This is a genomic window from Larkinella ripae, from assembly GCF_054780775.1.
In genome coordinates, this window is sequence record NZ_BAAGVR010000030.1 from 324,803 (window position 1) to 350,030 (window position 25,228).

At 50.2% G+C, this 25,228-nt stretch carries 20 protein-coding genes and 1 tRNA gene; 10 read left to right on the plus strand and 11 right to left on the minus strand.

Annotated features, from left to right (window positions below; translation table 11 throughout):
* Nucleotides 1-38: 38 nt before the first annotated feature.
* The 4 genes from lpxA to ACYVHX_RS27835 form a co-directional block, all read right to left on the minus strand.
* The gene (lpxA, locus tag ACYVHX_RS27820; RefSeq protein ID WP_460674984.1) at nt 39-833 is read right to left on the minus strand and encodes an acyl-ACP--UDP-N-acetylglucosamine O-acyltransferase; all 795 of its coding nucleotides are present in this window, start codon (nt 831-833) and stop codon (nt 39-41) included.
* An 88-nt stretch (nt 834-921) separates the two neighbouring features.
* Nucleotides 922-2,316 carry a bifunctional UDP-3-O-[3-hydroxymyristoyl] N-acetylglucosamine deacetylase/3-hydroxyacyl-ACP dehydratase gene (locus ACYVHX_RS27825; RefSeq protein ID WP_460674985.1) on the minus strand — a complete coding sequence of 465 codons (1,395 nt, stop codon included), beginning with the start codon at nt 2,314-2,316 and terminating at the stop codon, nt 922-924.
* Between the two features lie 76 nt (nt 2,317-2,392).
* Nucleotides 2,393-3,424, minus strand: coding sequence for a UDP-3-O-(3-hydroxymyristoyl)glucosamine N-acyltransferase (lpxD, locus tag ACYVHX_RS27830; protein WP_460674986.1), 1,032 nt, complete (start codon nt 3,422-3,424; stop codon nt 2,393-2,395).
* A gap of 74 nt (nt 3,425-3,498) precedes the next feature.
* Entirely contained in the window at nt 3,499-4,773 is a 1,275-nt protein-coding gene (locus tag ACYVHX_RS27835) for an HD domain-containing protein (protein WP_460674987.1), read from the minus strand.
* A gap of 151 nt (nt 4,774-4,924) precedes the next feature.
* On the opposite strand from ACYVHX_RS27835, the gene ACYVHX_RS27840 reads away from it, so the two are divergent.
* Nucleotides 4,925-4,998, plus strand: a tRNA-Ile gene (locus ACYVHX_RS27840).
* A gap of 412 nt (nt 4,999-5,410) precedes the next feature.
* Here ACYVHX_RS27840 and ACYVHX_RS27845 read toward each other — a convergent pair.
* A complete protein-coding gene (locus ACYVHX_RS27845) occupies nt 5,411-6,610 on the minus strand; it encodes a PQQ-dependent sugar dehydrogenase (protein WP_460674988.1) in 1,200 nt (399 codons plus the stop codon).
* Between the two features lie 324 nt (nt 6,611-6,934).
* On the opposite strand from ACYVHX_RS27845, the gene ACYVHX_RS27850 reads away from it, so the two are divergent.
* The gene (locus tag ACYVHX_RS27850) at nt 6,935-7,711 is read left to right on the plus strand and encodes a DUF2490 domain-containing protein (protein ID WP_460674989.1); all 777 of its coding nucleotides are present in this window, start codon (nt 6,935-6,937) and stop codon (nt 7,709-7,711) included.
* A gap of 24 nt (nt 7,712-7,735) precedes the next feature.
* Here ACYVHX_RS27850 and ACYVHX_RS27855 read toward each other — a convergent pair whose 3' ends face one another.
* The 3 genes from ACYVHX_RS27855 to ACYVHX_RS27865 all read right to left on the minus strand — a co-directional run bounded on the left by ACYVHX_RS27855 (nt 7,736) and on the right by ACYVHX_RS27865 (nt 9,409).
* Nucleotides 7,736-8,233: a S41 family peptidase gene (locus tag ACYVHX_RS27855; protein WP_460674990.1), complete on the minus strand. Its 498-nt coding sequence runs from the start codon at nt 8,231-8,233 to the stop codon at nt 7,736-7,738.
* A 193-nt stretch (nt 8,234-8,426) separates the two neighbouring features.
* Entirely contained in the window at nt 8,427-8,900 is a 474-nt protein-coding gene (locus tag ACYVHX_RS27860) for a hypothetical protein (protein ID WP_460674991.1), read from the minus strand.
* 101 nt (nt 8,901-9,001) lie between these two features.
* A complete protein-coding gene (locus ACYVHX_RS27865) occupies nt 9,002-9,409 on the minus strand; it encodes an EthD family reductase (RefSeq protein ID WP_460674992.1) in 408 nt (135 codons plus the stop codon).
* A 123-nt stretch (nt 9,410-9,532) separates the two neighbouring features.
* Here ACYVHX_RS27865 and ACYVHX_RS27870 point away from each other — a divergent pair, with 123 nt between their 5' ends.
* The gene (locus ACYVHX_RS27870; RefSeq protein WP_460674993.1) at nt 9,533-10,408 is read left to right on the plus strand and encodes a LysR family transcriptional regulator; all 876 of its coding nucleotides are present in this window, start codon (nt 9,533-9,535) and stop codon (nt 10,406-10,408) included.
* Between the two features lie 267 nt (nt 10,409-10,675).
* Here the strand turns inward: ACYVHX_RS27870 and ACYVHX_RS27875 are convergent, their stop codons facing one another.
* A complete protein-coding gene (locus ACYVHX_RS27875; protein ID WP_460674994.1) occupies nt 10,676-11,272 on the minus strand; it encodes an NUDIX hydrolase in 597 nt (198 codons plus the stop codon).
* Nucleotides 11,273-11,969: 697 nt separating this feature from the next.
* Between ACYVHX_RS27875 and ACYVHX_RS27880 the strand changes: the two genes are divergently transcribed.
* Nucleotides 11,970-12,215 (plus strand): hypothetical protein, encoded by a 246-nt coding sequence (locus ACYVHX_RS27880; protein ID WP_460674995.1) that lies wholly within the window; start codon nt 11,970-11,972, stop codon nt 12,213-12,215.
* Nucleotides 12,216-12,377: 162 nt separating this feature from the next.
* Here the strand turns inward: ACYVHX_RS27880 and ACYVHX_RS27885 are convergent, their stop codons facing one another.
* Nucleotides 12,378-12,722: a nuclear transport factor 2 family protein gene (locus ACYVHX_RS27885; protein ID WP_460674996.1), complete on the minus strand. Its 345-nt coding sequence runs from the start codon at nt 12,720-12,722 to the stop codon at nt 12,378-12,380.
* 239 nt (nt 12,723-12,961) lie between these two features.
* Complete coding sequence (locus ACYVHX_RS27890) at nt 12,962-14,053, minus strand: helix-turn-helix transcriptional regulator (protein ID WP_460674997.1); 1,092 nt, start codon at nt 14,051-14,053, stop codon at nt 12,962-12,964.
* A gap of 134 nt (nt 14,054-14,187) precedes the next feature.
* On the opposite strand from ACYVHX_RS27890, the gene ACYVHX_RS27895 reads away from it, so the two are divergent.
* From ACYVHX_RS27895 to ACYVHX_RS27920, 6 genes are all read left to right on the plus strand, one after another.
* Complete coding sequence (locus tag ACYVHX_RS27895) at nt 14,188-17,175, plus strand: SusC/RagA family TonB-linked outer membrane protein (protein ID WP_460674998.1); 2,988 nt, start codon at nt 14,188-14,190, stop codon at nt 17,173-17,175.
* Nucleotides 17,176-17,183: 8 nt separating this feature from the next.
* The gene (locus tag ACYVHX_RS27900; protein ID WP_460674999.1) at nt 17,184-18,695 is read left to right on the plus strand and encodes a SusD/RagB family nutrient-binding outer membrane lipoprotein; all 1,512 of its coding nucleotides are present in this window, start codon (nt 17,184-17,186) and stop codon (nt 18,693-18,695) included.
* Between the two features lie 170 nt (nt 18,696-18,865).
* Nucleotides 18,866-20,338, plus strand: coding sequence for an ankyrin repeat domain-containing protein (locus tag ACYVHX_RS27905; RefSeq protein WP_460675000.1), 1,473 nt, complete (start codon nt 18,866-18,868; stop codon nt 20,336-20,338).
* A gap of 4 nt (nt 20,339-20,342) precedes the next feature.
* Complete coding sequence (locus ACYVHX_RS27910; RefSeq protein WP_460675001.1) at nt 20,343-20,843, plus strand: DUF2271 domain-containing protein; 501 nt, start codon at nt 20,343-20,345, stop codon at nt 20,841-20,843.
* Between the two features lie 27 nt (nt 20,844-20,870).
* The gene (locus tag ACYVHX_RS27915) at nt 20,871-23,069 is read left to right on the plus strand and encodes a PepSY domain-containing protein (protein WP_460675002.1); all 2,199 of its coding nucleotides are present in this window, start codon (nt 20,871-20,873) and stop codon (nt 23,067-23,069) included.
* A gap of 1,019 nt (nt 23,070-24,088) precedes the next feature.
* Entirely contained in the window at nt 24,089-25,171 is a 1,083-nt protein-coding gene (locus ACYVHX_RS27920; RefSeq protein ID WP_460675003.1) for an efflux RND transporter periplasmic adaptor subunit, read from the plus strand.
* Nucleotides 25,172-25,228 lie beyond the last annotated feature (57 nt).

Sequence of the window (25,228 nt, forward strand, 5' to 3'; positions counted from 1 at the left end):
AATTTCATCGTTCACAATTCATCATGTATATTGTAGTTTTATTCGCCTACTTCCCGGCCCGAGGGCCCTTTCATGATGCCGCGTTCGGAACTACGGATGAAGTTGACAATTTCGTCGCGTTCGTCGGAAGGTGGCAGTTCGAGGTCGATGCGGGTGAGGGCCTCGGCATTGTTTAAACCGCGCAGGTAGATGTAGCGGTAAATTTCCTGAATCTGGTTAATCTGCTCGTTGGTGTAGCCGCGTCGACGCAGGCCCACCGAGTTGATTCCCGCATAGGTGATTGGTTCGCGGGCGGCTTTCGAGAACGGTGGCACGTCTTTCCGCACCAGTGAACCGCCCGAAATAAAGGCGTGGATGCCGATTTTAGCAAACTGATGGACGGCGCTGAAGGCGCTGATGATGGCCCAGTCACCGAGGTAAACGTGCCCGGCCATCTGCACGGTATTGCCAATGATGCAGTTGTTGCCAATCCGGCAGTCGTGGGCAACGTGCGCATAGGCCATGATCAGGCAACCGCTGCCAATTTCGGTTCGGCGGTGCTCTTCCGTTCCGCGGCTCACCGTTGCGTACTCCCGGATGGTCGTATTGTCACCGACAAATGTTAAGGTATATTCGCCTTTAAACTTCAGGTCCTGCGGAATCGCTGAGATAACACCACCCGGATAAATCCGGCAATTTTTGCCGATGCGGGCTCCTTCGTTAATGACGGCATGGGAGCCAATCCAGGTACCTTCACCTATTTCGACATCTTTATGGATGATCGCGAACGGCTCAATGACAACATTATGAGCAATTTTAGCATCCGGGTGAATGTATGCAAGTGGTTGAATCATCAAACTGTGTGGTTTTCTATTGAACGTCTAACGTTTGATGCTTAACGTTTGAGGTGCCGGTTTTTGCATTAAACGTTAAACAGTAAACCTATTTTTTTCTGACGAGACTGGCGATCATTTCGGCTTCGCAGACCAGCTGTCCGGCCACATAGCCCCGCCCAGACATTTTGACGATTCCCCGCTTCATGGGCGAGATAAATTCGCACCGGAAAATAACCGTATCGCCCGGAACGACATTCCGGCGGAAGCGGCAGTTTTCAATACCGATCAGATACGGCCAGTAATTTTCCGGATCCGGAACCGTGCTGAGCACCAGAATACCGCCGGTTTGGGCCATCGACTCGAGTTGCAGAACGCCCGGCATCACCGGGTTGCCCGGAAAGTGACCCATGAAATACTGTTCATTCATCGTCACATTTTTAATACCCACTACGCTGTTTTCGTCCAGAGCGATGATTTTGTCGATCATCTGGAACGGGTAGCGGTGGGGCAGGAGGCTGGCAATTCGCTGAAAATCGTACACCGGCGCCTGGGTGGGGTCGTACGTCGGAATGTTGTTGGCTGCGTTCTTCTGCATCAGTTTTTTAATTTTCTTCGCAAAAGCCACGTTAGCCGCATGACCGGGCCGGGCGGCCAGAATCTGCGCCTTGATGGGTCGTCCGATAAGGGCCAGATCACCCACGAGATCCAGCAGCTTATGGCGCGCCATTTCGTTTGGATAATGCAGATCGAGGTTGTTGAGAATGCCCTCCTTTTTGTTAACGCTGACTTTGGGTTTATTGAGCAGATCAGCCAGGTAATCCAGTTCGCCTTCCTGCACATCCCGATCAACAATCACAATGGCGTTGGTCAGGTCACCACCTTTGATCAGGTCCTGTTTGTAAAGAGCTTCCAGTTCGTGCAAAAACACGAAGGTGCGGCACATGGCAATCTGCGATGAAAACTGGCTGATGTCGTTCAGAAACGCGTGCTGACTCGTAATGACCCGCGAATTATAGTCCACCATAACGGTGAGCCGGTAATCGCTGAGCGGCAGAGCCGCGATCTCAATGTCTTTTTCTGAATTTTTGAAATGAACGTACTCGTTGATTTCGAAGTAGTTGCGGTAAGCATTCTGCTCTTCAATACCGGCGTCCTGCAGGGCTTCGATGAATTTGATCGAACTGCCGTCCATGATGGGTGGTTCGGGTCCATCGAGCTGAATCAGAATATTGTCGAGTTGCAGCCCGACGAGCGACGCCAGGGTGTGTTCGACGGTATGAATCCGGGCGCCGTTTTGCTCCAGAGTGGTGCCACGCGAGAGATCGACTACATTGTCAACATCGGCATCGACAATCGGCTGACCCGGTAAATCAATGCGCTGAAATTTGTAACCGTGGTTGGGCGGTGCGGGCAGGAACGTCATTGTTGCCACCACGCCGGTATGCAATCCAACGCCCGAGACCGAGACTGCTTTTTGAATCGTTTGCTGTTTGGTATTCATTCCGTAAGCTTCTGACCTAAAGACATTTATCGTTACATTAAAACGGTGTTTCCAACGAAAACCGTTCGTCCGTAACTCATGGTTTGGTTAATTTATTTTCAATATCTTCAATACGCTTTTCGAGCGCAGGAAGCCGCTGGTAAACCACCTGCGAGCGCAAACTCTCCTGAAGCTCGAAAGCGGGTGATCCCTGAATGGATCGGCCACTTTTTTTTACCGTTTTCATGACACCGGACCGGCCGCCCACTTTGGTGCCGTCCGCTAGTGCGATGTGTCCCGTAACGCCCGCTTGTCCACCGATGACGCAATTCTCACCGATTTTGGTAGAACCGGCAATGCCGGATTGGGCCGCAATGACGGTATTTTTACCAATTTCGACATTATGACCAACCTGAATCAGGTTATCCAGTTTGACGCCCTGCCGGATGATGGTGGAGCCGACCGTGGCGCAATCGATGGTGGTATTAGCGCCGATGTTGACATTGTCTTCAATGATGACGTTGCCCAATTGCGGGATGGTTCGGTACGAACCGTCGGCTTCGGGCGCAAACCCAAAGCCTTCGCTACCGATGACGGCGTTGGGTTTGATGACGCAGTTCTGACCAATAACCGTATTGTCGTTGATCCGGGTGCCGGCCTGAATAACCGTATTGTCGCCAATGGTTACGTTGTTGCCGATGTAGACCTGCGGGTAAATTTTGACGTTGTTGCCGATCCGGCAATTTTCGCCGACGTACGAAAAAGCTCCGCGGTAAATCCGATCGCCCACCTGCGCACTTTCGGCCAGAAAGGAAGGCTGTTCAACGCCTATTTTTTCGACGGGTTGAAGCCGGTTGACCTGCTCCAGTAATTTGGTAAACGCAGAATAGGAGTTATCTACGAAAATCAATGTAGCCTGGACCGCTTGCCGGGGCTGAAAATCGGTGTTGACAATGACGGCTGAAGCGGCTGTAGTATACAAATATTGTTCGTATTTCGGATTGGATAAAAAAGAGATACTGCCTTCCTGACCTTCTTCAATTTTGGATAGTTGATTGATTTTCAGAAATTCATTTCCATCAACTATACCGCCGAGCAGGGCAGCAATCTGCTTCACTGTTAATTCCATAGGGTGGACGTCGTCGTCGTTGGAGCTATGTATGAGTCGGTTAATTGTGCCGCTAAGGTAGACAACAAATTGAACTATACCAACCAAACCGGTTGGTGAGGCAGGTTTTTCGCCCAGCAGAGATAATACCGTTTGACCATGTTTGTAAGTGCTTTGATGCCGGGTAGATCAGAAGCATCGGCAATGTCGATGATCCGCCCGTCTTTCATTTTAATATTTATATTATCAATAGACGGTAAATAGGCGGAATTGGTTGCAACTCCCTCAACCAGGAAATAGGATAATTCATCCGGTTGAACCCTGGATTCGAGCAATTGCTGTTCGATTTCGTGAACCAGTTCGCCGGCAAAGGGTACGTCCGACATGATGATTTTAAAAAGCCGCCGGTCGAGGAGCATCTGACAGAGCGTTGCCAGTACCCGGTCGGGATGCTGGCTCCAGAATTTGATGCAGGTCCAGATGTCGTAATCGTCCAGTCGGGAAAAAGCCCTCAGGTATTCGGGATGCTGGTGAAAGTCGTCCATCGTGATCTTTCCGGACAAAAAAGTGTGCAGCGCCGGGGTGGTAAAAACCGCCTGCTCGCTGGCCGGATCACCCCCGGTTTGGGTGAGCAGAAACCGGGCCCGGCGAATGATCTGCAACAGCATGGCTTCGGCACACAGGGATGTTTTGTGGAGGTAAACCTGCCAGTACATCAGCCGGCGCGAACTCAGAAAATTTTCAATGCTCAGAATTCCTTTGGCTTCCACCACGAGGTGGTCATCGACCAGGTCCAGCATTTTAATGATGCGGTCGGCCCCGATGGTGCCTTCGGCTACGCCCGTGTAAAAACAGTCGCGGTTGAGGTAATCCATGCGGTCCATATCCAACTGACTGGAAACCAGTTGGTGAAAGAACGGGCGGGGGTAGGTTCCTTCAAACATCTGGATGGCCAGGCTCAGGCCGCCGTTGAACTGCTGATTGAGTTCGTGCATGAGCAGCAGCGACAACTGTTCGTGCGGGATGCCCTCCATAATGGTATATTCCAGAACGTGCGAAAACGGCCCGTGGCCAATGTCGTGGAGGAGAATGGCAATCTGGGCGGCATCGCATTCGGCTTCCGAAATCCGGTGGCCTTTGCCCCGCAGCGTCTGGATGGCCTGTCCCATCAGGTGCATAGCGCCCAGGGCGTGGTGAAACCGGGTATGCAGGGCGCCGGGATAAACCAGTTCCGACAGGCCCAACTGCTTGATGCGCCGGAGCCGCTGAAAATACGGGTGTTCGACCAAGTCGAAGGTCAACTCGTTCGGAAGCGTAATAAACCCGTAAACGGGGTCGTTCAGGATCTTTTTTTTGTTCTGGAAAGCCAATGGAAAGGGGGCCGGTTCTTGGGCAAATATACGTCAAAATAGGGGAGAATGTTGCAGGGACTTTTCCGGCGGCACCTTGAAGCAAACAACGAATTTTGTATATTTGCAAACGCTTTCCTCCTATCGGACAAAGCTGCCGGTTTTCCGGCCCGGGCCTATAGCTCATTCGGTTAGAGCAACTGACTCATAATCAGTAGGTGCTTGGTTCGATTCCAAGTAGGCCCACATTAATGATCAGGCACTTACATTCATTTGTAAGTGCTTTTTCTATTTCAGTTGCAAGGCAACCTGTAGGACGTCTTTTAAAGTGAAGCTTTTTGATCATTACGTTGTCGGCAGTTGAGGGAGCCAAAGCCAGAGGGCATTTGAGCCTGATCCTGAGAATTTTAGAAATAACGCTCCCCACTATTTTACCTGAAAGCGTAAGGTGGATTCCCGGGAAAACCGGCAAAAATCAGGGTTAGGAAAATTTGTCCCGGATCGTCGGTCAGACTACTAGCTGTTTTGTTACTTCAACCGCAAAGGAATTTCACGCCATGCAGCTATAAGGGGAAGTCAGTAGGAATTTAAAATAAATTTACTCATCCCATTTTCTTCATCTTAAAAATACAAGGGCACAGACCAATGGCGATGTTTGTTATTTGGTCTGGGAATAGCTTACCCGGTAAACGATTCCAGTGGCATCTTCCGCAATTAGCAACGAACCATCCGGCAGTTGGGCCAGTCCACAGACGCGGGCAAACTGGGCCTGGTTGTTGTCGGTCAGAAAACCGCTAATGAAATCCATGATCTTTACCGGTTTTCCTTTATCAAACCGTACCCGAACAATTTTGTAGCCTGATGGCTTGGCCCGGTTCCACGAACCGTGCATGCTCACCAAGGCATCACCCCGGTAATCGGCCGGAAACTGAGCGCCCGTGTAAAAAAGCAGCGACATTGGCGCTGCGTGAGCCTCATACAGCAGCGTGGGTTTGGTGGTCTTTTTAGCGTACTCCTCGTGGGTCATTCCCGATGGGTCGAAGTGCATCTCGAATTTTCCGTCGGCATATACATACGGCCAGCCGTAATCGGCGCCATCGCTAATTTTATTCAATTCCTCTTTCTGGTCTTCATCACCCAGCCAGTCAATACCGTGGTCGAACCCCCACAACTCGTGGGTTTGGGGATGCCAGTCAAACCCGATGGTGTTGCGTAGTCCTTTCGCAAAAATGCGCCGGCTGCTGCCATCGGCTTTTGCCTGAATCATCGTGGCGCTTTCGTCACTGGTCTCCTTACAGGCATTGCACGTGCTGCCTACGGAGATATACAGCTGGTCGTCGGGACCAAAATGAATGGTTCGGTTCCCGTGCTGTCCCCCATCTGGCAAGCCCTTTATGATTTGTTGCAGGCTATCCAGCGTACCGTCCGGTTTGATTGCCGCCGTGTAAACCTCATTGACCGTGATCAGGTACACTTTATTGCCCCGAATGGTTATACCATGCATATTTTTTTTCTGAGCAACTACCTGGCTCTTGTCGGCTCGCCCATCTTTATTCTGGTCTTGCAACATGGTCACCGTTCCGGTTTCCCGGTTCGTAACGTATACCGTTCCAGTTGAGCTGACCGCTAGCATGCGGGGTTTCCCCAGACCTTCTGCAAATTTACGGATGGTAAATCCAGCCGGTAATTTCAGTTGAGCGATATTATCCGATGTGGCCTGTAGTTGTTTGGGCCGAAAAATATGCCCTTCCATTTGCTGGGCAATAACTTCTTTGTTGCCTTCCTGCGAAAAGGCCCTTGGGGCAATCAAAACAAAAGCAATCCCTACTATTCTAAACAGAGTCGAAGGCAATTTCATAACGACTGATTGAAGAGGCTTAATTCTAGAGACGAATTCGAATGATACTCCCGATTAACTAATCCTTTACTCAAAGGTTTCATCCAGAGGGAAAGAATTGACCACCGGCAATGCCTTGCGTGCATATAAGCGGCTAATGGAGGAAAACCGAGCCCAACAGAAGCTGAGTCTGAACAAATTCCGGAGCAAAGCGTAAAGACCTGATGCAAACGCTGGCCGAAGAATTGACGAACAGGGAGGGAGTTGAAACGTAAAATTACGAGGCAATCTCCTGGAGTAAACGAGCAGTGTTAACAAAGTCCTGCTTTTCACCATTCATTGTTTATGAAAGCTTTACTATTTATGGGATGGATGGTTATCGCTACCATGCCGGCTTGCTTCGGACAAGGTCCCCGCCTACGTGATCCGAATTGCCTGGGATGGTTTGTCTACGTGGGCGACCATAAATTAAATACCAACTGGGCCATCCATACCGAATACCAAGGGCGCAGAGTGGGTGGATTGCGCATGCCGCAGCAAAATTTAGCGCGGTTAGGTCTCGTACGAACTCTTTCGGATCGGGTGGAAGTGTCAGCTGGGTATACCTATTTTCAATCGTTCCGATACGGTAAATACCCTGAGGTGGCTGGTAAACCAGAACCGGAAAATCGAATCTATGAAGATATTACGCTAAAGGATCAATTGGGTCGCCTGGGCCTGGAGCAGCGTATTCGTCTTGAACAACGCTGGCTAGGAAGCCGCGATAAAACGGGCCAGGAGGCAGTACAGAAGTGGGAATTTCAAAACCGTATTCGATTTCAGTTATCCGTAACCCTTCCCTTAACTGGCTCCACAATTGACGACCAGGAATTTTATCTTAATGGGTTTGATGAACTCTTTATTGGGTTTGGTCCGAATGTTAAGGATAATGTGTTTAACCAGAATCGCCTGTCGGGTGGTATAGGGTATCAGTTCAGTGGAAATACTAAACTGGAGCTGAATTATTTGTACCAGATTCGGCAGCATGCTCAGCCTGATCCCTTCACCAACCGATCCGTGGTCGAGCTGAATCACGGCGTTCGTTTACAGTTTGTTTACAACCTTGACTTTATAGAAAACTAAGTACTGCTATCATGCGGATACCCTTTAGCGTGATGCCCCCGTCGTTTTCTGCTTTCGGATGAGTTCAAAACACCGAGTCAGCTCAGGGTCTTTCTTTTCCACATGGTCTTCCAGCGTATAACGAATCGGGTGGTCGGGCTGGACGCCCCGGCCGACGATGGCTTGTGGCATAACCGCTAAGTCATACCGGCCCAGGGGAACGGTCAGTCTGAATTGCGAATGGGGCAGCGTCAGCACCGGGGCGGCCAGGCTGCTGTTACCCAAATACCCGCCACCGGTTTCCTGGCCAATAAACTGCCCCCGCTTCTGGCTGCGAACCAGAGCGGCAAACTCGGCCGCCGTCGAAAAGGTCCCACCGTTAATAAGCAGGTATACCGCTCCGCTGAACCCCGGCGCTCGGGGAAGTTGAAGACCCAGATTGGGGTGGTTGGTATAAAGAGAGGGAATAGCTTCATCAAACGAGTCGATCCAGGTGTAGCGCCTGGAGCGCTGGCAAAGATGGGAATTGCGCCTTTGAATCAAACGGAGCGGCTTGTTAAAAAGAGTTAACGACTACCTGCATAGTTCTTTTTCCGGCTTCTCGCTAGGAGGATGAGGCTAAACTCGAGCAGGCCCAATGGTCTCTTGAATTTCTCCGCACCGGTAGCCTAAACTTTACGGAACAAAACCGGAAAGAGGTTTATAGCCTCTTTCCGGTTTTCGCTGACAAGGTCTTTTAGCTTGCCGCCCGGTTGAATCGGAGGCCAAAGCGTTTGGCAAGGGCTAAAAATAAAAAGCCCAGGCTGGTCCCCGCAGCGCCGTAATAAGCATCCAGTAAGTCGGGGGTATTCAGAATGGGAATCCAGCTTTCATAGATGAAATTAGCGAATATGATGGCTGCACCTAGCAGGACAAGGTATCGTAGACTCACGCCGATGAGTAGCCAGGTGTAGCCGATAGCGGAATAGAGAAAGTAGCTGATGCAAAGATTTGACGCATGCTGGTAGAAATCGGGCTGGAACGTCAATAACCACTCAGGTCGCAACTCTGGCTTCGTTCTCCCCCAGAAAAGAAAGAGAAAGATTCCCAGAAGGATCAGGAAGCTGACCGCCGTGAATAGTTTTGGCAGATACGGTAGGCGGTTCAACGGATGATAGTCTTTCGGTGAATTGGTGTGGTGATCACAATGTTGGTTGACGCGGCTTTTCAACCTTAATCAAGCCGCGTATAGGTCCGCTTTCATTTGACAATGTACATCCGGCTGGGATACAGCTACCCGGTTTAACCGTCGGCTTGGTCGCGATCCCCGGTTTATTTGACTACCTCACTCACCAGAATGACTGGACTGATGTTGGTGTAATTTGGAAAATCGGCACGAATGGCGTCTCGGTTGGGCGCAATGGCCGCCTGATAACCGCTTAAGCTTTTTACATAAAATGTTCCAATAGCCATAAAAGGCAGCGGTTGGTTCGGAATACCACTGGCAAGTCCTTTTTCGATGGTGTATTTGACCAGATTTGCTCCTAAAAAACCGGCTACCATCGGCATGTGCTTCGTTTCATAATACGCCATATCAAAGGTTTTCCCTTCGGCAAACGGGTACATGATGGATACTTTAATGAGTCCTTTTTCAGCGCCAGCCGGGTTGGATTTTTCCTGACCAGACGCAGCAAAACACAGAGTTAAAAGAAAAAACGATGCAATCAGTTTAAATTTCATAATCACGTTATTTACTGGTAAAAGGTTCAATTTGAAATCGTATTCCGCAAATATTCAAACAATGCCTTTATTTGCAAAACGTTATTTTTCGATGAAAACAATCGGAAAAATCGATTTAGAAAAATGGAATTAAGACAGCTCAATTATTTTTTGAAAGCCAAAGAGCTATTAAATTTTACGGAAGCGGCAAGGGTTTTGAACATTAGCCAAAGCACGTTGTCGCAGCAAATTAAGCAGCTGGAGGAGGAATTAAATGTGCCGTTGTTTAACCGTATTGGAAAACGGATTACACTGACCGAAGCGGGTCAGCTGTTTGGTGAATACGCGCTGCAAAGTATAAATAAAGCGAATGAAGGATTGTTGCTTTTACAGGATTTAAAAAATCTGAATACGGGGAAAATCACCATTGGCGTGATTTATTCCATGCGAATTCCGTTTGCCAAAACCTTGATTCAGTTCGCTACGCAGTATCCAAAGATCAAAATCCAGGTTGTGTTTGGTACTACCAAAGACCTTCTCGAAAGACTTAATCTGCATCACTTTGACTTCGTGTTGACTTTTCATGAGAAACCCAAAGAGCCGCATCTGAAGTATCAACCACTTTTAAGCTCTAATATGGTGTTGGTAACGGCTAAGAAATCATCCTTGGCCCAAAAAAACACGATAGCGCTTCAGGAAGTGGCCGAGCTGCCCCTGGCTTTGCCGTTCAGCGGGTCCAGTACGATTCAGTTTTTTGAAGACGTTTTCAGCCAGAAAAATCTGGAGCCGAACATCTGTATGGAGATAAACGACATCCCTACTTTATTTGAAATTGTAAAAACAGGCCAGTGGCACACCATATTAAGTGACACGAGCATAAACGATCCCGATGTCGTGGCAATCCCCATTGAAGGAGAAAATATGAAGCGAACGATTATGATTGTTTCTCTCAAAGAAGCTTATGAAAAGAAAGCCGTGAAAAAAATCTATGCGTTGCTGACCCAGACCCACAGCAGGTAGGGACGGTGTAGTCGGCCCGTAAAAGCGTTTTTCAGAATGTTGAACTCGAATGAATACCGGCAAAGCGATTGACCGACAATTGACCTTAGTTGAAATTCAGACAGAGCCGGCGCTGTACATTTCAATCGGGTATTTTTGATTGGTTAGCACTACATTCTAACGGGATCCGCTTTAAATCTTTTGCAGCCTCTGAGGGAAGAATTTCTCTCGATACTAATGCTTAACCGAATTTTTAAACGCCTAGTCAAGAAAACGTTTAAACACATTTCAGGCTATTGTATTAAAAACCGCCTGGGTAAAACCGCCTTTTGAGTTTAGACTGAGCAGATAGCGGAGTAAAGGAGCTACGTGGAGGGCCTGCACCAACTGACCGGCGTTGATCAAGTCCAATACCTGCCCAGGACTTACCAGATGCACACTGATTTCTTCGGTTGCTTCCAGCTGCTGTGTTTGCTGTACTGCAACCCCGGTTGCCAAAAAGGAATAGGTCAGGTTGGTGTGCGTTGCCGGATTTGCGGACAAGGTGAGCAAGGATTGCCAGACACCGCCACCAAAACCGGTTTCTTCGAGTAATTCGCGCTGCGCGGCTGCGAGTGGATCTTCGCCCGATTCGGCTACGCCTGCACAAAGTTCATAGTGAACGTCCGACAAACCGTGCCGGTATTGACGAATTAGCACGAGTTGACCTTCCGTGGTGACCGCAACGACGTTGATCCAGTCGGGATATTCAAGGACATAATAGTTGGGAATGTGACCGCCGTTGGCCATCTGCACCGCTTCCCGGCGAACCGTAAACCACGGCTCCCGGTGGAGGTATTCAGACGACTGCACTTGCCAGGGCTGTGGATCATTTTTAAGAATCATAGGCTACTAACTAATTACCTATTTTACTGGAAGGGTAATTACCCGAAAGATACGAGATGAACAATAGCGTATCAAGGCAAGGGATTGAAGGAGCCGTTTGTGACCTGGAAGAAATGCACTAATCAGCCGAGGAGACCAATTCCAAAAGCAAAACCCGGCATAAAATACCGGGCCTGCAACCAATCGACTTATCAAGTAGTGCAAGCTTACAAACAGGTGAAATACCGTGGGGAACAATGGGGTGAACGGACCGGATTTTGGGATGAAAAGGTGGCCGTAGGAAGCAACTGGGTTGCTTAAACCGCCCCGAAAACAATACCCAGCTATTAGTAGCTGGGTATGTAGAGCGGAAACGTGTATTCGTTAATGATGTCCCCGGTACTACCTCCATACTACCGAGGGGCAATACACAATCCCAAAGGTCGGGATGCTTTTAGTAACCACGTGTAGAAATATATTCAATCCGGCGGCCGAATCACCAACGGGCATGCCCGTTGCAGACTGATCGACGGTTTTTGATTTGGAACTCATTGAAAATTCGGTGGTAATACAATTCGTAGGGAGGTAAGCTCTGCCGCCGGATTGAGCTTTTTGTTGGGCAATGCCGAAAAGGTTTTCCGGGCTATTGCCTCACTGCCCCAAACAAACGGCTACCATTGGAAGTTTTTCGGTTATTAGCCCAAACGAAACGACAGCCATGCAAAATCAAATAGCCGCCTATCTACCAAGCCCGAGTTCCGTTTTCCTGATTGTTTATCAAAAAGAGCCCTATCAATACCTGGCGGTTTTTGTGAATCAAACGCGCGAGCAGGCCGAAGAAAGGTTTAAAGAAAAGTACAACCTTGGGCCCGATGAAACGTACGAAGTAAAAGAATACGATAACGTTGAGAGCTACTCCGTCACCGAAGACGGCAATCTGCTCACCAATGGACATTACAAGTAAGTCGAAACGAAGGGTTGGTTACTCATCCCCGGCAACATAGCAACTTTGGCAGGATGTTCAGAACAAGCCGGTTTAGGCTGCGGCTGTAATACCGGCTGTTGATTGACCGCTCAGCAAATCCCGGTTTTGGCGTGATAGCGCGGTTGTAGCCCAACTCGTTGACTACGCTTTAATAACAAATGCTTTTAATTCGGCCATTTTGCCGTCGCGAAATCGCCATACATCGCAATATTCCGAGTGAATTGTTTCTCCGGTTTCGTCCTTCGTGCTGATTTTGCCAATTGCGGTAACAAAATCACCCTCAGCGATTAGGTGGTCAACCATGAATTTTGGCGGTTCTGCGTAGGCCACAGTCATCCACTGTCGAACAGCCTCTTTTCCGTGCAGGGTTCTTTCGCCGACAAATACCCAGTCGGTATCTTCGGTGCAATAAGCCAGAAATCCCTCATTATCGCCCGCCGTGACAGCCGCGTTTGCCTTTTCTAAGATTGTCTTATTCGTTTCCATCAGTAGAGTCTCGCTTTGAAGCCGGAATACAGTCAATGAATCGTCGAAATCAGGCAATTGTTTTCGACAGGAAAGGGAATCCGCCCCTTAAACACCGGTTTTCGCGCGGCATTACTGCTAACCCTTCATCGCGCCGGCCCACTGACCGCCCTAATGAGGTGGATTGACACGATGCGCCCTGACCGGTTTTATTACAGCCGGATCGACATCGAAAAATCCAACTTCTCCGACAAAGTCCACTAAATAACTTCAAGTAGAAAGGTATCCAATTCAACGAATTGAAGCCATACCATTGCTTTTAATTTATGCGGGAGAAAACCGAAATGTTTTTTAAACGCTGTGGTGAAATGCGTTGCATGTTTATAGCCTACTTGTCGGCTAATTTCGGCTATTTTCATTGTGCTGTCCGCCAGCATTTCTTTCGCTTTCTCCATCCGAAAAGTTTGAATATACCCGAAAACCGTAGTTCCGAAAACCTGTTTAAAATGCTTTTTCAGGTTATATTCATTGGTGCCAACCTGACGGGCCATTTCTTTTAACGAGAACGCTTGCTCAGGATGTTCGGATATTAATTGTTGAATTTGGTGCATTTTTTCAACTTCTTCCTTTTTTAAATTCGCATGAGCGGGTTCATTATAGCCCTGTTCGTACTGATCAAGCTGGAGCGCTAACAGCTCAATTATCTTTGCTTCTATATAAAGTCGTTTGCTATAACCATTGAGCGGGCAATGGATAATTTCATACAGTAATGAATTGATTCTGGGCGTAATGGGTAAATTTCGTTTACTCAATCGCGACGGTACTTGCTTTTCAAGGCTTCTTTTAAATCCGGTTAAAAGGGAGGTGGTAGCGGAAAAATAACTGAAAAATAAATCGGGCGATAAATTGATAGAAAGTGTTTCCAGTTGATTTGCGGGTTTCAATTCAACAAATAGATAATTAGCCGGCAGCGCTAAAATGTTGTGTTCCTGATCCGAGAATTTGTAAGAAAAACGGTTGGTGTCTTCAAAATTATAAGTGCTATCCGATCGCATCGAAAAAACCATCTGGATATACGACTTGACATTGGCAAACCGGGTTTTTATTTTCCTGGATAAACACATGGTTCCGTACCAGATATGAATTCCGCCCGAAATAAATTCGTAACTGGAACCATCCAATCCATCCTGCAAATGCTGATCCCGTTCTTCTACAATTAAATCTTTCTCTTCTCCAAAAAAAACCGGGTTGTATCGGATTCCTGTGGGTCCCCGAAATCCTGTAAGGCCAATTTGTCCTATTTCTCCCTCTGGCGTCATTGATTCTCCCTGATCCGTCATTTCTCTTTTCATTCTGTCTCTACCTTTGCGACCGTAAAATTAATTAGACTGGATCTAAATAAAATTAGAAGGCTCTAATTTGAAATTAAAATTCAAGCCCTATGGTAAAATCACTATCCACTTTATTCTTTCTATTAGTACTGACATTGACCGCTTTCTCACAGGAAGGTCGCCCGCTGCGGGGGAAAGTGATTGAGCAAACGACCGGCGCCCCGCTTCCGGGAACGAACATCACCATCAAGGGGACGGCGCAGGGAACAACCGCCGATCAGAAAGGCGAGTTTTCGATCCGGGTGAATCCGGGGCAGGTGCTGGTCTTTTCATTTATTAGCTACGAAGCCCAGGAAATAGCGATCACCGACGGCACCCAAACACTCGATGTGGCCCTGAAAGAAGATCTGAAGCAACTATCGGAAGTCGTCGTTACCGGGGCGTTGGGCATCAAACGGGCCGCCCGCGAGTTCGGCGGTGGGGCTCAGGTGGTGAGCAACGAAAATTTGAATCAGGGAAAAACCGTCAATCCGCTTTTCGGCCTGACGAGCAAGGTGGCCGGTTTGCGGATTAATATGTACGACAGCAAGGTGGATCCGCAGATTCAGATCACGATGCGGGGCAGCCGGTCGCTGAATCGCGCCAAAAACGCACCGATTTACGTGGTGGACGGTATTCCGGTGCCGGAAATTACGCGCCTGAACCCCAACGACATCGAGAATATTACGGTTTTGAAGGGCGCCAACGCGGCTGCGCTGTACGGGTCGGAGGGTGTGAATGGGGCGCTGATGATTACGACCAAAAACGGCACCCGCGGACGCGGAACGGTGAATTTCAGCAATACGACGACCTTCTCGCAGGTCTTTATGCTTCCCCCGGCCCAGACAAAATTTGGTCAGGGTGTCAATGGCGTCTATGATCCGACGCAGGCCGAATCCTGGGGTCCGGCCTTTGACGGTACGATGAAGGATTTTGGCCCGGTTTTGCCCGGCGGTTTGCGGCATCAGGTTCTGTACGCGGCTCCCTCGCGTGACAACCGGCTCGATTTGTTCCAAACTGGCGTCAACCTTCAGAACGACGTTTCGTTTTCGGGTGGTGACGAGAAAAACACCTACTTTTTCTCTGTTCAGGATGTCGCCATCAAGGGGATCATTCCGGAAGACGTGAGCCACCGGACGGGTGCCCGGTTTAACGGAACCCGCAAATTTGGCAGACTGAACACAGCGTACAACGTCAATTACGTTTATTTCAAGAAGAACACCACGCCTGACGGCCCCTGGATTACGGCGTATGCCTTGCCCGCCAACTTCGATTTCAATTCGATGAAAGACTGGAGGAATCCAGCTTCGTATGCCAATCCAAACTACTTTTTCACGGATTTGCAGAAAAACCCGTACCACCAGATTGACAATACCCGCGACCTCAGCGAGCAGCAGACCATCAACGGAAAAGTAGAACTCGATTATCAGGTAACGCCCTGGTTCAACGCCATGTACCGCATTGGGATGTTCAGCACAACGACCCAGACCCGCAGTACGACGGGCAAGTTCGAAGCCGCCGGGCGCCGGAATGTGAACGGGAGCGTGAGCGACGGCAGCGCCAATTTCCAGCGGCTCAATGGCGACCTGATTCTGAATTTCAACCGGCAATTCGGCCCGTTCAGCACCCGCCTGATCCTGGGTCAGAACTTCCGTTCTGATTACACCAAAACCGCCACCATTTCGTCCAGCAATTTGCTGCTGCCGGATCTGTTCAACCCCAGCACCCGGATTGGCGAATTAACCGGTAGTTCCGGAATTACGCAGTATCGCTCGGTCGCCGGATACGGTGAGTTCACAGGTGGTTACAAAAACGTTCTGTTTCTGACGTTCACGGGCCGCAACGAATGGGTTTCGGTGCTGAGCCGGGAAAACCGCTCGTATTTCTACCCCGGGCTGAGTGCTTCTTTTGTATTCAACGAAGCCATCGATGTCCTGAAAAACAGCCGTTTTCTGTCGTTTGGGAAAGTATTTGCTTCCTGGAACAAAACCGGTAACGTAACGCTGGAACCGTATTCTCTCAACAACCCCTACAGCCAGGCCAACGGATTTCCGTTCGGCAATCTGGTCGGTTTTACGCCGGGAACGCGGTATCCGAACCCCAACATTCAGCCCGAATTTGTTACCTCTTACGAAGCTGGCCTTCAGTTAAGTTTCCTGAATAACCGCCTGAATGTGGAAGGAAGCTACGTGTATTCGGACTCGAAAGGGCAGATTTTTAACGCAACCACCTCGCGGGCCACGGGTTACAGCAGCGCAGTTGTAAACGCCGGGCGACTGACCAACAACATTGTGGAGTTGAGCGTGAATGGGGATGTAATTCGCAACACTGGTCTGAAATGGAACGTCGGTTTCAATTTTACGCACATCAACAACGAGGTGAAGGAGTTGTATGAAGGGCTGACGTCGTTTAACATTTTCCGGCAATCGTACGCCAACATTGGGCAGCAGTATCCGAGCCTGCAGGTGAGCGATTACCAGCGCGATCCGCAGGGGCGGGTGATTCTCAATCCGACTACCGGCGAGCCGCTGGTGGCCACCAACCCGGTTCACCTGGGCACCATGGTGCCGCCGTACCAGATGGGGCTGAGCACCAACCTGCAGGTCAAAGGGTTCAGTGTGGGCGCGCAGTTCGACTGGCGGATGGGCGGCTGGCTGTATTCCGAAATCGTTCCCCGGATGTACACCGCCGGAACCGACCCGCGCACCGCCGAATTTGACCGCCAGCCGTTCATTTTCCCGAACTCCGTGATTCAGAATGCCGACGGGACCTTCACGCCGAATACCACGGTTTTGTCGAAAGGCGATAAGGCGTTCTGGACCAAACAGGGTGAAATTCAGAGCAATACCGCAGCCAAATCCGACTATTTCAAATTACGGGAATTAAACGTTTCGTACGCGCTGCCCGCTGCGCTGCTCAGCAAACAGAAAGTTGTTCGCGAAGCCAGCCTGGGTTTCGTTGCCACGAACCTGTTCATCATTCGTCACAAGGACAACCAGTACGGTGATCCGGAATACCTCTACAACAGCACAGACGGTTATCTGAGCTTCCGTCAGGTTCCGCCGTATCGCACGTACGGTTTCAATGTTAATTTTACTTTCTGAGAAAGACCATGAAGAAGATAGTAAAGATAGTTTTAGTGGCTGCGCTGACGGTTTCTTTCAGTTCGTGCAGTGAGTTTCTGGAAGTGAACAACAACCCCAATGCCCCGGTTAGCGAAAATCTCTCGCTGAGCGCCAAACTTCCGGCGGCCTTGGTCAGTACCGTCAATCAGGAAACCGGCCAGCTCAACCAGATCGGGGCGTTCTGGGCGGGCTACTGGGGAACCACCAGCGAAGGGGTGAACCTGTTCGTCGATCTGAAATCCTACAACGGTCCGGCCATTCGCCACCAGCGCGACGGGATTCCGGTCTGGGAAAATGGGTATACGACGCTGCTGTATTACCAGTTGATGAAAGAACAGGCCCAGACCGAAGGTGCTGCGTTTTACGCCGGAATCGCCAAAATTATGCAGGGTCTGCATTTTATTCGGCTGGTGGATATCTACAACAACCTGCCGTTCGACGATGCCTTGCAGGGAACCCGGCATCCGACGCCCCGCTACGAAGACGGGAAAACCGTGTACGAAAAATCCATCAACCTGATCAGCGAAGGCATCGATGACCTCAAAAATGCCCCCGCCGGCGTGGGGCCCGGCGCCGACGATGTCCTGTTCAAAGGCAACAAAACGTTGTGGATCAAGTTTGCGAACACGCTGAAACTGCGGGCCCTGGTTCACCAGAGCGAAGCCGGCAATCAGGCGTATATCACGGCCGAAATTCAGAAAATTCAGGCCGAAGGCAGCGGTTTTCTGGGCGTGGGCGAAAATGCCTTCGTGCAACCCGGTTACCTGAACACGGCTGCCAAGCTGAATCCATTCTGGGAAAATTACTACCGCAACGTTCAGGGAGCCGTCACCGGCAATCACCAGGATCTGCGCCCGACGGTTTTTGTGGTGGAGCAGTACAAACTCCGGAACGACCCACGCCTGACCACGCTTTACACCACCGTTGGAACCGACTACAAAGGCGTGCTGTTTGGCAATCCGAATGCCGAAGCGCAGTACAATCGGGCCAATACCTCGGCTTTCAAAGGGCCGCAGGAAAACGGCAACCGGCCCGGCGCGTTGTTCAAAACCGCCATCCAACCTTCGGTTTTGCTGGGTTCATTCGAAAGCCTGTTTCTGCAAGCCGAAGCCGCCCAGCGCGGCTGGCTCACCGGTTCGGCCAAAACCTTCTACGAGCAGGGTATTCAGGAATCGTTTAAATACATGGAAGTAGCGGCCACGGAATTTGCGGCTTACAACGCCCAGCCGACCGTCAATCTGGATCAGGCTACCAACAAGCTGGGGGCCATTGTGACCCAGAAATGGCTGGCTCTGAACAGCATCAGCAGCATCGAAGCCTGGAGCGATTACCGCCGGTTGGGCATTCCGGCCATTCCGAATTCGTTGGACGCACCCGCCCCGACGGCCCGCCCGCTCCGGCTGATGTATCCCGAATCGGAGCGCCAGACCAACAACACGGAAGCGTCCAAACAAGGCAGCGACGACATCGTAACCGATAAAATCTGGTGGAATCCGTAAAACACCCCGGTTTTTCTGCCCCACTATTTCGGTCTTAAAATCAGCGACCGGTCAAATTTAGTAGAACCCAAACGCTCTTATTTAGATTCAATCTTACTAATTTGCGGGCGGTTTCGCCATTCCGTAAGAATTTACAGGCTCATAAAGTATTTCAACTGACTTATATCTGTATGAAAAAACTGCTCACCGTCCTTCTCGTCGGCCTTACCATCGCTGCCCAGGCGCAGAAAAACACCTTGCTGGAGTCATCGTTCTGGCAGGGGAAACCGGACGTCAGTCTGGTAAAGGCCGAAATTGAGAAAGGAAACAGCCCGTCGCAGTTCAATCCCGCCAGTTTTGATCCCGTCGTAATGGCGATCAATGCGCAGGCACCGAACGAAACGATCAAGTATCTGCTGGCGCAACCCGGCAACGAGGTTAACAAAATCACCCACGACAGCCGGATCTACCTGCACTGGGCCGCCATCCGGGGCAATGTGGAGCTGATGGAATACCTGCTCTCGAAAGGTTCCAAAACCAACGTGGTGGACAGCCACGGCATGACCGTGTTGAATTTTGCGGCCGGTGCCGGTCAGCCCAATACGCAGGTGTATGAATTGTGCCTGAAGAACGGTGCCGACCTGAAGAAAGACCTGAATCCGGACGGCGCCAACGCCTTGCTGATTGCGATTGCCAACGACAAGGATTTCAAACTGACCGACTATTTTGTCTCGAAAGGACTGAGCCTGAAAAGTACGGATGCGATTGGCAACAACGCGTTCAGTTATGCGGCCCGCAGCGGGAACATCAACCTCCTGAAAGCGCTGTTGCAACGGGGCGTTCCGGCCACGGACAATGCCATCATCATGGCCAGCCAGGGCGGTCGTCAGGGCGGAAATTGCATGGAGGTGTTTCAGTATCTGGAAAGCCTGACCCTCAAACCGACGGCTACCAACAAGGCGGGTGAGAACGCCCTGCACGCCCTGGTTCGCCGGCCGAAACAAAACGAAATTATCCAGTATTTTCTGGGGAAAGGCGTTGATGTTAACCAGGCCGACGACGAAGGCAATACGGTTTTTATGAACGCTGCGGCTTTCAACCGCGATCTGAGCGTGCTCGAAATGCTGCAACCGAAAGTGAAAAACATCAACCAGAGCAACGAGAAAGGCGCAACGGCCCTGACGCTGGCGGTTCGGGGCAATTCGCCCGAAGCGGTCGGTTATCTGTTGAGCAAGGGTGCCGACGTGAACGTGGCCGACAAAACCGGTGATAACCTGGTTGCTTACCTGATCCAGTCGTATAACCCGACCCGGGCCGACGAGTTTGATGCGAAACTGAAACTGCTGCAGGACAAGGGGCTCGACCTCAAAACTTCGCAGAAAAACGGCAATACGCTCTACCATTTGGCCGTGGCCAAAAACGATCTGGCGTTGCTCAAAAAGCTGGAACCGCTCCAGATCGACGTCAACGGTAAAAACAAAGAAGGCATTACGGCCCTGCACAAAGCGGCCATGATTTCGAAAGACGATGCTATCCTGAAGTACCTGCTGTCCATCGGGGCCAAAAAGGAGATTGCGACCAACTTTAAAGAAACCGCTTTCGATCTGGCGAGCGAGAATGAATCGCTTTCGAAAAGCAACGTATCCGTTAACTTCCTGAAATAAGGCCATGACGTGTTTGCATAAAATCGGCTTGCTGCTGCTGGCCCTGACCGTGGCCGGATCATCGGCTTCGGTGGCGCAGTCCGGCACCACCCAGTACAGGTGCATGATCCAGATGACCAATTACATGGGTGAGAAGGCGTATATCGCCGTTTCGCTGATGAATGGACAGGGTGCCTACGAGAAAACCATGTATGTGCTCGGCTCCGACAAAAAATGGTACAAGGATGTGAAAGCCTGGTACAAGGCGCTGGGCAAAAAAACACCCAACATCAGTGCCATTTCCGGGGCGTCGGTAGCGGGGGGCGACCGCAGCGTAATTGTGCTGGAAATCGACAATTCGAAGCTCAACAAGGATTATAAACTGCGGTTCGAAAGTGCCGTGGAAGACAAGGAAGACCACGCCAAAGACATCGAAATTCCGCTCACGACGGAAGGGCTTTCGGCCAAGAGTGAAGGCACGGGTTTCATTCGCTACGTACGGTTCAGCCCCAACACGGGCAACTGAGTTGCCCCAATTAAAGCGGACGGATTTATGACCATTTCAGTGTGGAGATACAGCCACTTCGCGTTGGCTGTATCTTCTTTTCTTTTATTGCTGTTAGCCTCCGTAACGGGCGTTATTCTGGCTTTCGAACCGGTTTTGGGGAAAATTCAGCCGTATCGTTCCGAAAGGTTTACTGAGCTTACCCTGGCTCAGACGCTGCCGGTCCTCAAAAAAAGCGTTGCAGAAATCAGTGAGCTGAGCGTCGATGCCAACCAGTTTGTGCAGATCAAAGGAAGCGACGCCGACGGCAAAAACCTGACGGCTTATGTTGATCCGCAGACGGGGAAAATCCTGGGAATCCCCAGCCCGCAAAGTGAATTTTTTCAGTGGGTGACCGCCCTGCACCGCTCGCTGTTTCTGCACGAAGCCGGGCGGTTTTTCATTGGGCTGACGGCTTTTCTGCTGCTGCTGATTACGGTTTCCGGCACCCTGCTGATCATCCAGCGCCAGCGGGGTCTGAAGCGGTTTTTTGCCCGGATCGTCCGGGATGATTTTGCTCCGTATTACCACGTCGTGCTGGGGCGGCTGTCGCTGATTCCGATTTTTATCATTGCGCTTTCGGGCACTTACCTTTCCCTGGCCCGGTTTGGACTGGTGGCCACGGAGAAAGAGTCGCCCCCAATTGATTTTGACGCCATTCAGTCAAAACCGGTACGGACGCTGGCCGACTTTGCGGTTTTTCAGAACATCCGGCTGGCGGAGGTGCAAACCATCGAATTTCCGTTTTCGGAAGACGTTGAAGATTATTACACGCTGAAGCTGAACGACCGGGAACTGACCGTCAACCAACTGACCGGCGACATTCTAAGCGAAAACCGCTACCCAACGGCCGTTTTGCTGACGAACCTGAGCCTGGATTTACACACCGGTCGCACGAGTGCAATCTGGGCTGTCATACTGGCCGTGGCTTCGGCGAACATTCTCTTTTTCATCTATTCCGGGTTTGCCATTAGCTGGAAACGACTGGCCAACCGCGTGAAAAAAAATACGTATTCCGCCGACGAGAGCCGGTTTATCATTCTGGTTGGTTCGGAGAACGGAAGCACGTTTCGGTATGCGCAACTAATTCATCAACAGCTGCTTACGGCAGGTGAAAAATCCTACCTGACCGAGTTGAATCAGTATACGGTTTTTCCCAAAGCCGAATACCTGCTGGCACTGACGGCTACCTATGGGCTCGGCGATGCGCCAACTAATGCGAAGAAATTTGCGACTTTGGTCGCGCAACAACCGCAGTCTCAGTCCGTTCGCTATTCGGTACTCGGTTTTGGCTCCCACGCTTATCCCGATTTCTGCAAGTTCGCTTTCGAGCTCAATCAGCTGCTGGCGCGGCAATCGTGGGCCGTTCCGCTGGTCGATATGCACACGGTGAATGACAAGTCGCCGGACGATTTTAGCTTATGGGCCGAAGCCTGGTCGCAGCAGGCCGATGTGCCGATGCCGGTTTCGTCGGAGCTGGCGCTGAAGCCGGTTTTTGAACTTGAACCTTTGACCGTAATCCACAACTCCCAAACCACGCAGCCCGACGGTACTTTTTTACTCCGGTTGCAGAGCAATCAAAGTCAGCGCGTTACCTCGGGCGATTTGCTGGCGATTTATCCCGCCAACGACCACCGCGAACGGCTCTATTCGATTGGGGTCGTGGACCATGATCTTCAGTTGAGTGTCCGGCTGCACCCCGACGGCCTGGGTTCCCGCTTTTTACACCGCTTATTGCCCGGCGAAACGATTCAGGCCCGGATTGTCAATAATGACCATTTCCATTTTCCAAAAACCGCCCCGGTCGTGATTATGATCGCCAACGGAACCGGTATCGCGCCATTTTTAGGAATGATCAGTCAAAACAGCCAGAAAACGCCCTGCCATTTGTACGGCGGTTTTCGGGAGCGATCCTCTTTTGCGGTTTACGAAACTTTTCTGGAGGAAAACCGGGCCGCGCAACACCTCACGAACCTGCAGGTGGCGTATTCGCGTGAAGGCGAAAAGCAATATGTCAGTCAGTTGCTCGCCCGGGACGCCGACTTGCTAATTAACGTCCTGACTACCAAAGGCGTCGTCATGATCTGCGGTTCGCTGGCTATGCAAAAAGACGTGCTCGAACTGCTCGAATCCATCTGCCAAACGAAACTGGGCAAAAGCCTTAGTTTCTACCAGTCGCACAGCCAGATCCTGATGGATTGTTATTAAGGTGCTGGGTTTAGCGAAGGAAATTTTCGGCAACACGTTCCGGCCAGCCACTGCTCGCGAAAGTGACGTATAGGCTGAGCGGGTATACAATAGTCTGCTGCGGATACTGGTACTATATCACTAAGAAGTTGGATATAGTAAATAATGCTAAAAAATTTGTTTGGAAACCGCCCGGTTTTAATACCCTTTTAATATCCTTTTAACTTGTTATTAAGGATTTATTGCGGTTTTTGCACCTGATTAATTCTAGCCCACTTCTATGAAAAGTTTAATTTCAAGGATAATCACGGAAAACGCCGGCGCCTAGGCCCGGATAAATTCCCGATTGATTCTTGAGGTGGACGTTTTCCAGATGGACGATCAGCGTAACGATTCATTCCTCAGGAATGAATTTTGAAACATCCTATCCTCAATAGCACGAAGTGATGATACAGGCCGTTAGAAAATACCTCCTTACGCAGTGCCTTGTGCTGCTGTGTGGATGCGGTTTTTTATCGGCTACTTCTCACCAGGAGTATCATTCCAGCGATGCCGTAAAAATTCTTGAAGAGACTGCTCCTGCCAACGTAAAACCGCTACTCTCCAATCAGGCAGTAACCCTCAAAAAAGACAAAACGCCGGATTCAAAAGCCGGAGAAAGCTATACGGTTTTTTCGGAAAAGGAAGAAGAGGATTCGTCCAAATCGTTGTTTCCCAAAAAACGTCCGGAGGTTCGTGGTCATTTCCCGGTTTTCCATACCCACTTATTCCGCTATTTATCTGGTCAGGTTAAACGACGTTTATTCGTCAGTGACCATCGGTATTATTCGGCCGCCAGTCGGTATCTTTTTTTCTGCGTCATTCGAATTTGATTTAAGAAGCCATCAGCCGCTCCTGCGTGGCTGAACCCGCCAATCTGCCCGTTGAAGCGGCAAAACAGACGATGTTTGCCGCTTCAACGGGCCGCCCATCTGCCGCATCCGGCCAATTGATTCTCCCGTTTTATTACCAAGAAAACCTGAATTAAGTAGCAAATACTCATGAAGAAAATTCTCATGGCTTTCGGCTTGTGTGCCTTGTTGGTCAACGCAGGCTGTGAATCCAAACACGAAGAAAAGGAAGAGAAAACCGAATTTATGGTGACTAGTCCTTTGCAAAAAGACACGCTGATTACCCGGGACTACGTCAGTCAAATCCACTCGGTCAGCCACATTGAACTGAGGGCGCTGGAGAAGGGCTACCTGCAGAAGATTTTTGTCGACGAAGGGCAGTTTGTCAAAAAAGGGCAGCTCATGTTTCAGATCATGCCCATGCTTTACCAGGCCGAACAGCAAAAGGCGCAGGCGGAAGCCAATTTTGCCGAGATTGAATACAAGAATACCAAGTCGCTGGCCGACAGCAATGTGGTCTCCAAAAACGAACTGGCGCTGGCCAAAGCCAAATTCGACAAAGCCAAAGCCGAGTTATCGCTGGCCCAGGTTCATTTGGGATTTACCGAAATCCGCGCGCCGTTTGACGGCATCATGGACCGCTTTCAGGTGCGCTTAGGCAGCCTGGTCGATGAAGGCGACCTGCTGACGACCCTTTCCGATAACAGCAAGATGTGGGTGTATTTTAACGTCCCGGAAGCCGAATACCTCGAGTATAAAAGCCACGCGCAGCAGGAGAACCTGAAAAACGTTAACCTGCTGATGGCCAATCAGCAGATGTTTGCGTATCCCGGTATTGTGCAAACCATCGAAGCGGACTTCAATAACGAAACCGGGAACATTGCTTTCCGGGCGACTTTCCCGAATCCAAAAGGGCTGCTCCGGCACGGCGAAACCGGGAATATTCAAATGACGCTGCCGCTGAAAAGAGCCCTGATCATCCCGCAAAAGGCCACTTTCGAAGTACTCGAAAAGAAATACGTCTACGTGGTGGATCAAGACGGGGCGATTCGGTCCCGGGAGGTGACCATCGCTGCGGAAATGCCGCACATTTTCGTGGTCAGCAGTGGCCTGAAAAAAGAAGACAAAATCCTGCTGGAAGGCCTGCGTCAGGTGAAGGAAAACGAAAAGATCCACTACAAAATCGTGCCGCCTGATTCGGTTATTTCTCATTTGGGTCTGTACGCTGAATAAGTAACAATGAATGGCTTGAACCGGCTCATTATCAGAGCATTGTTCATTAGTAATTGT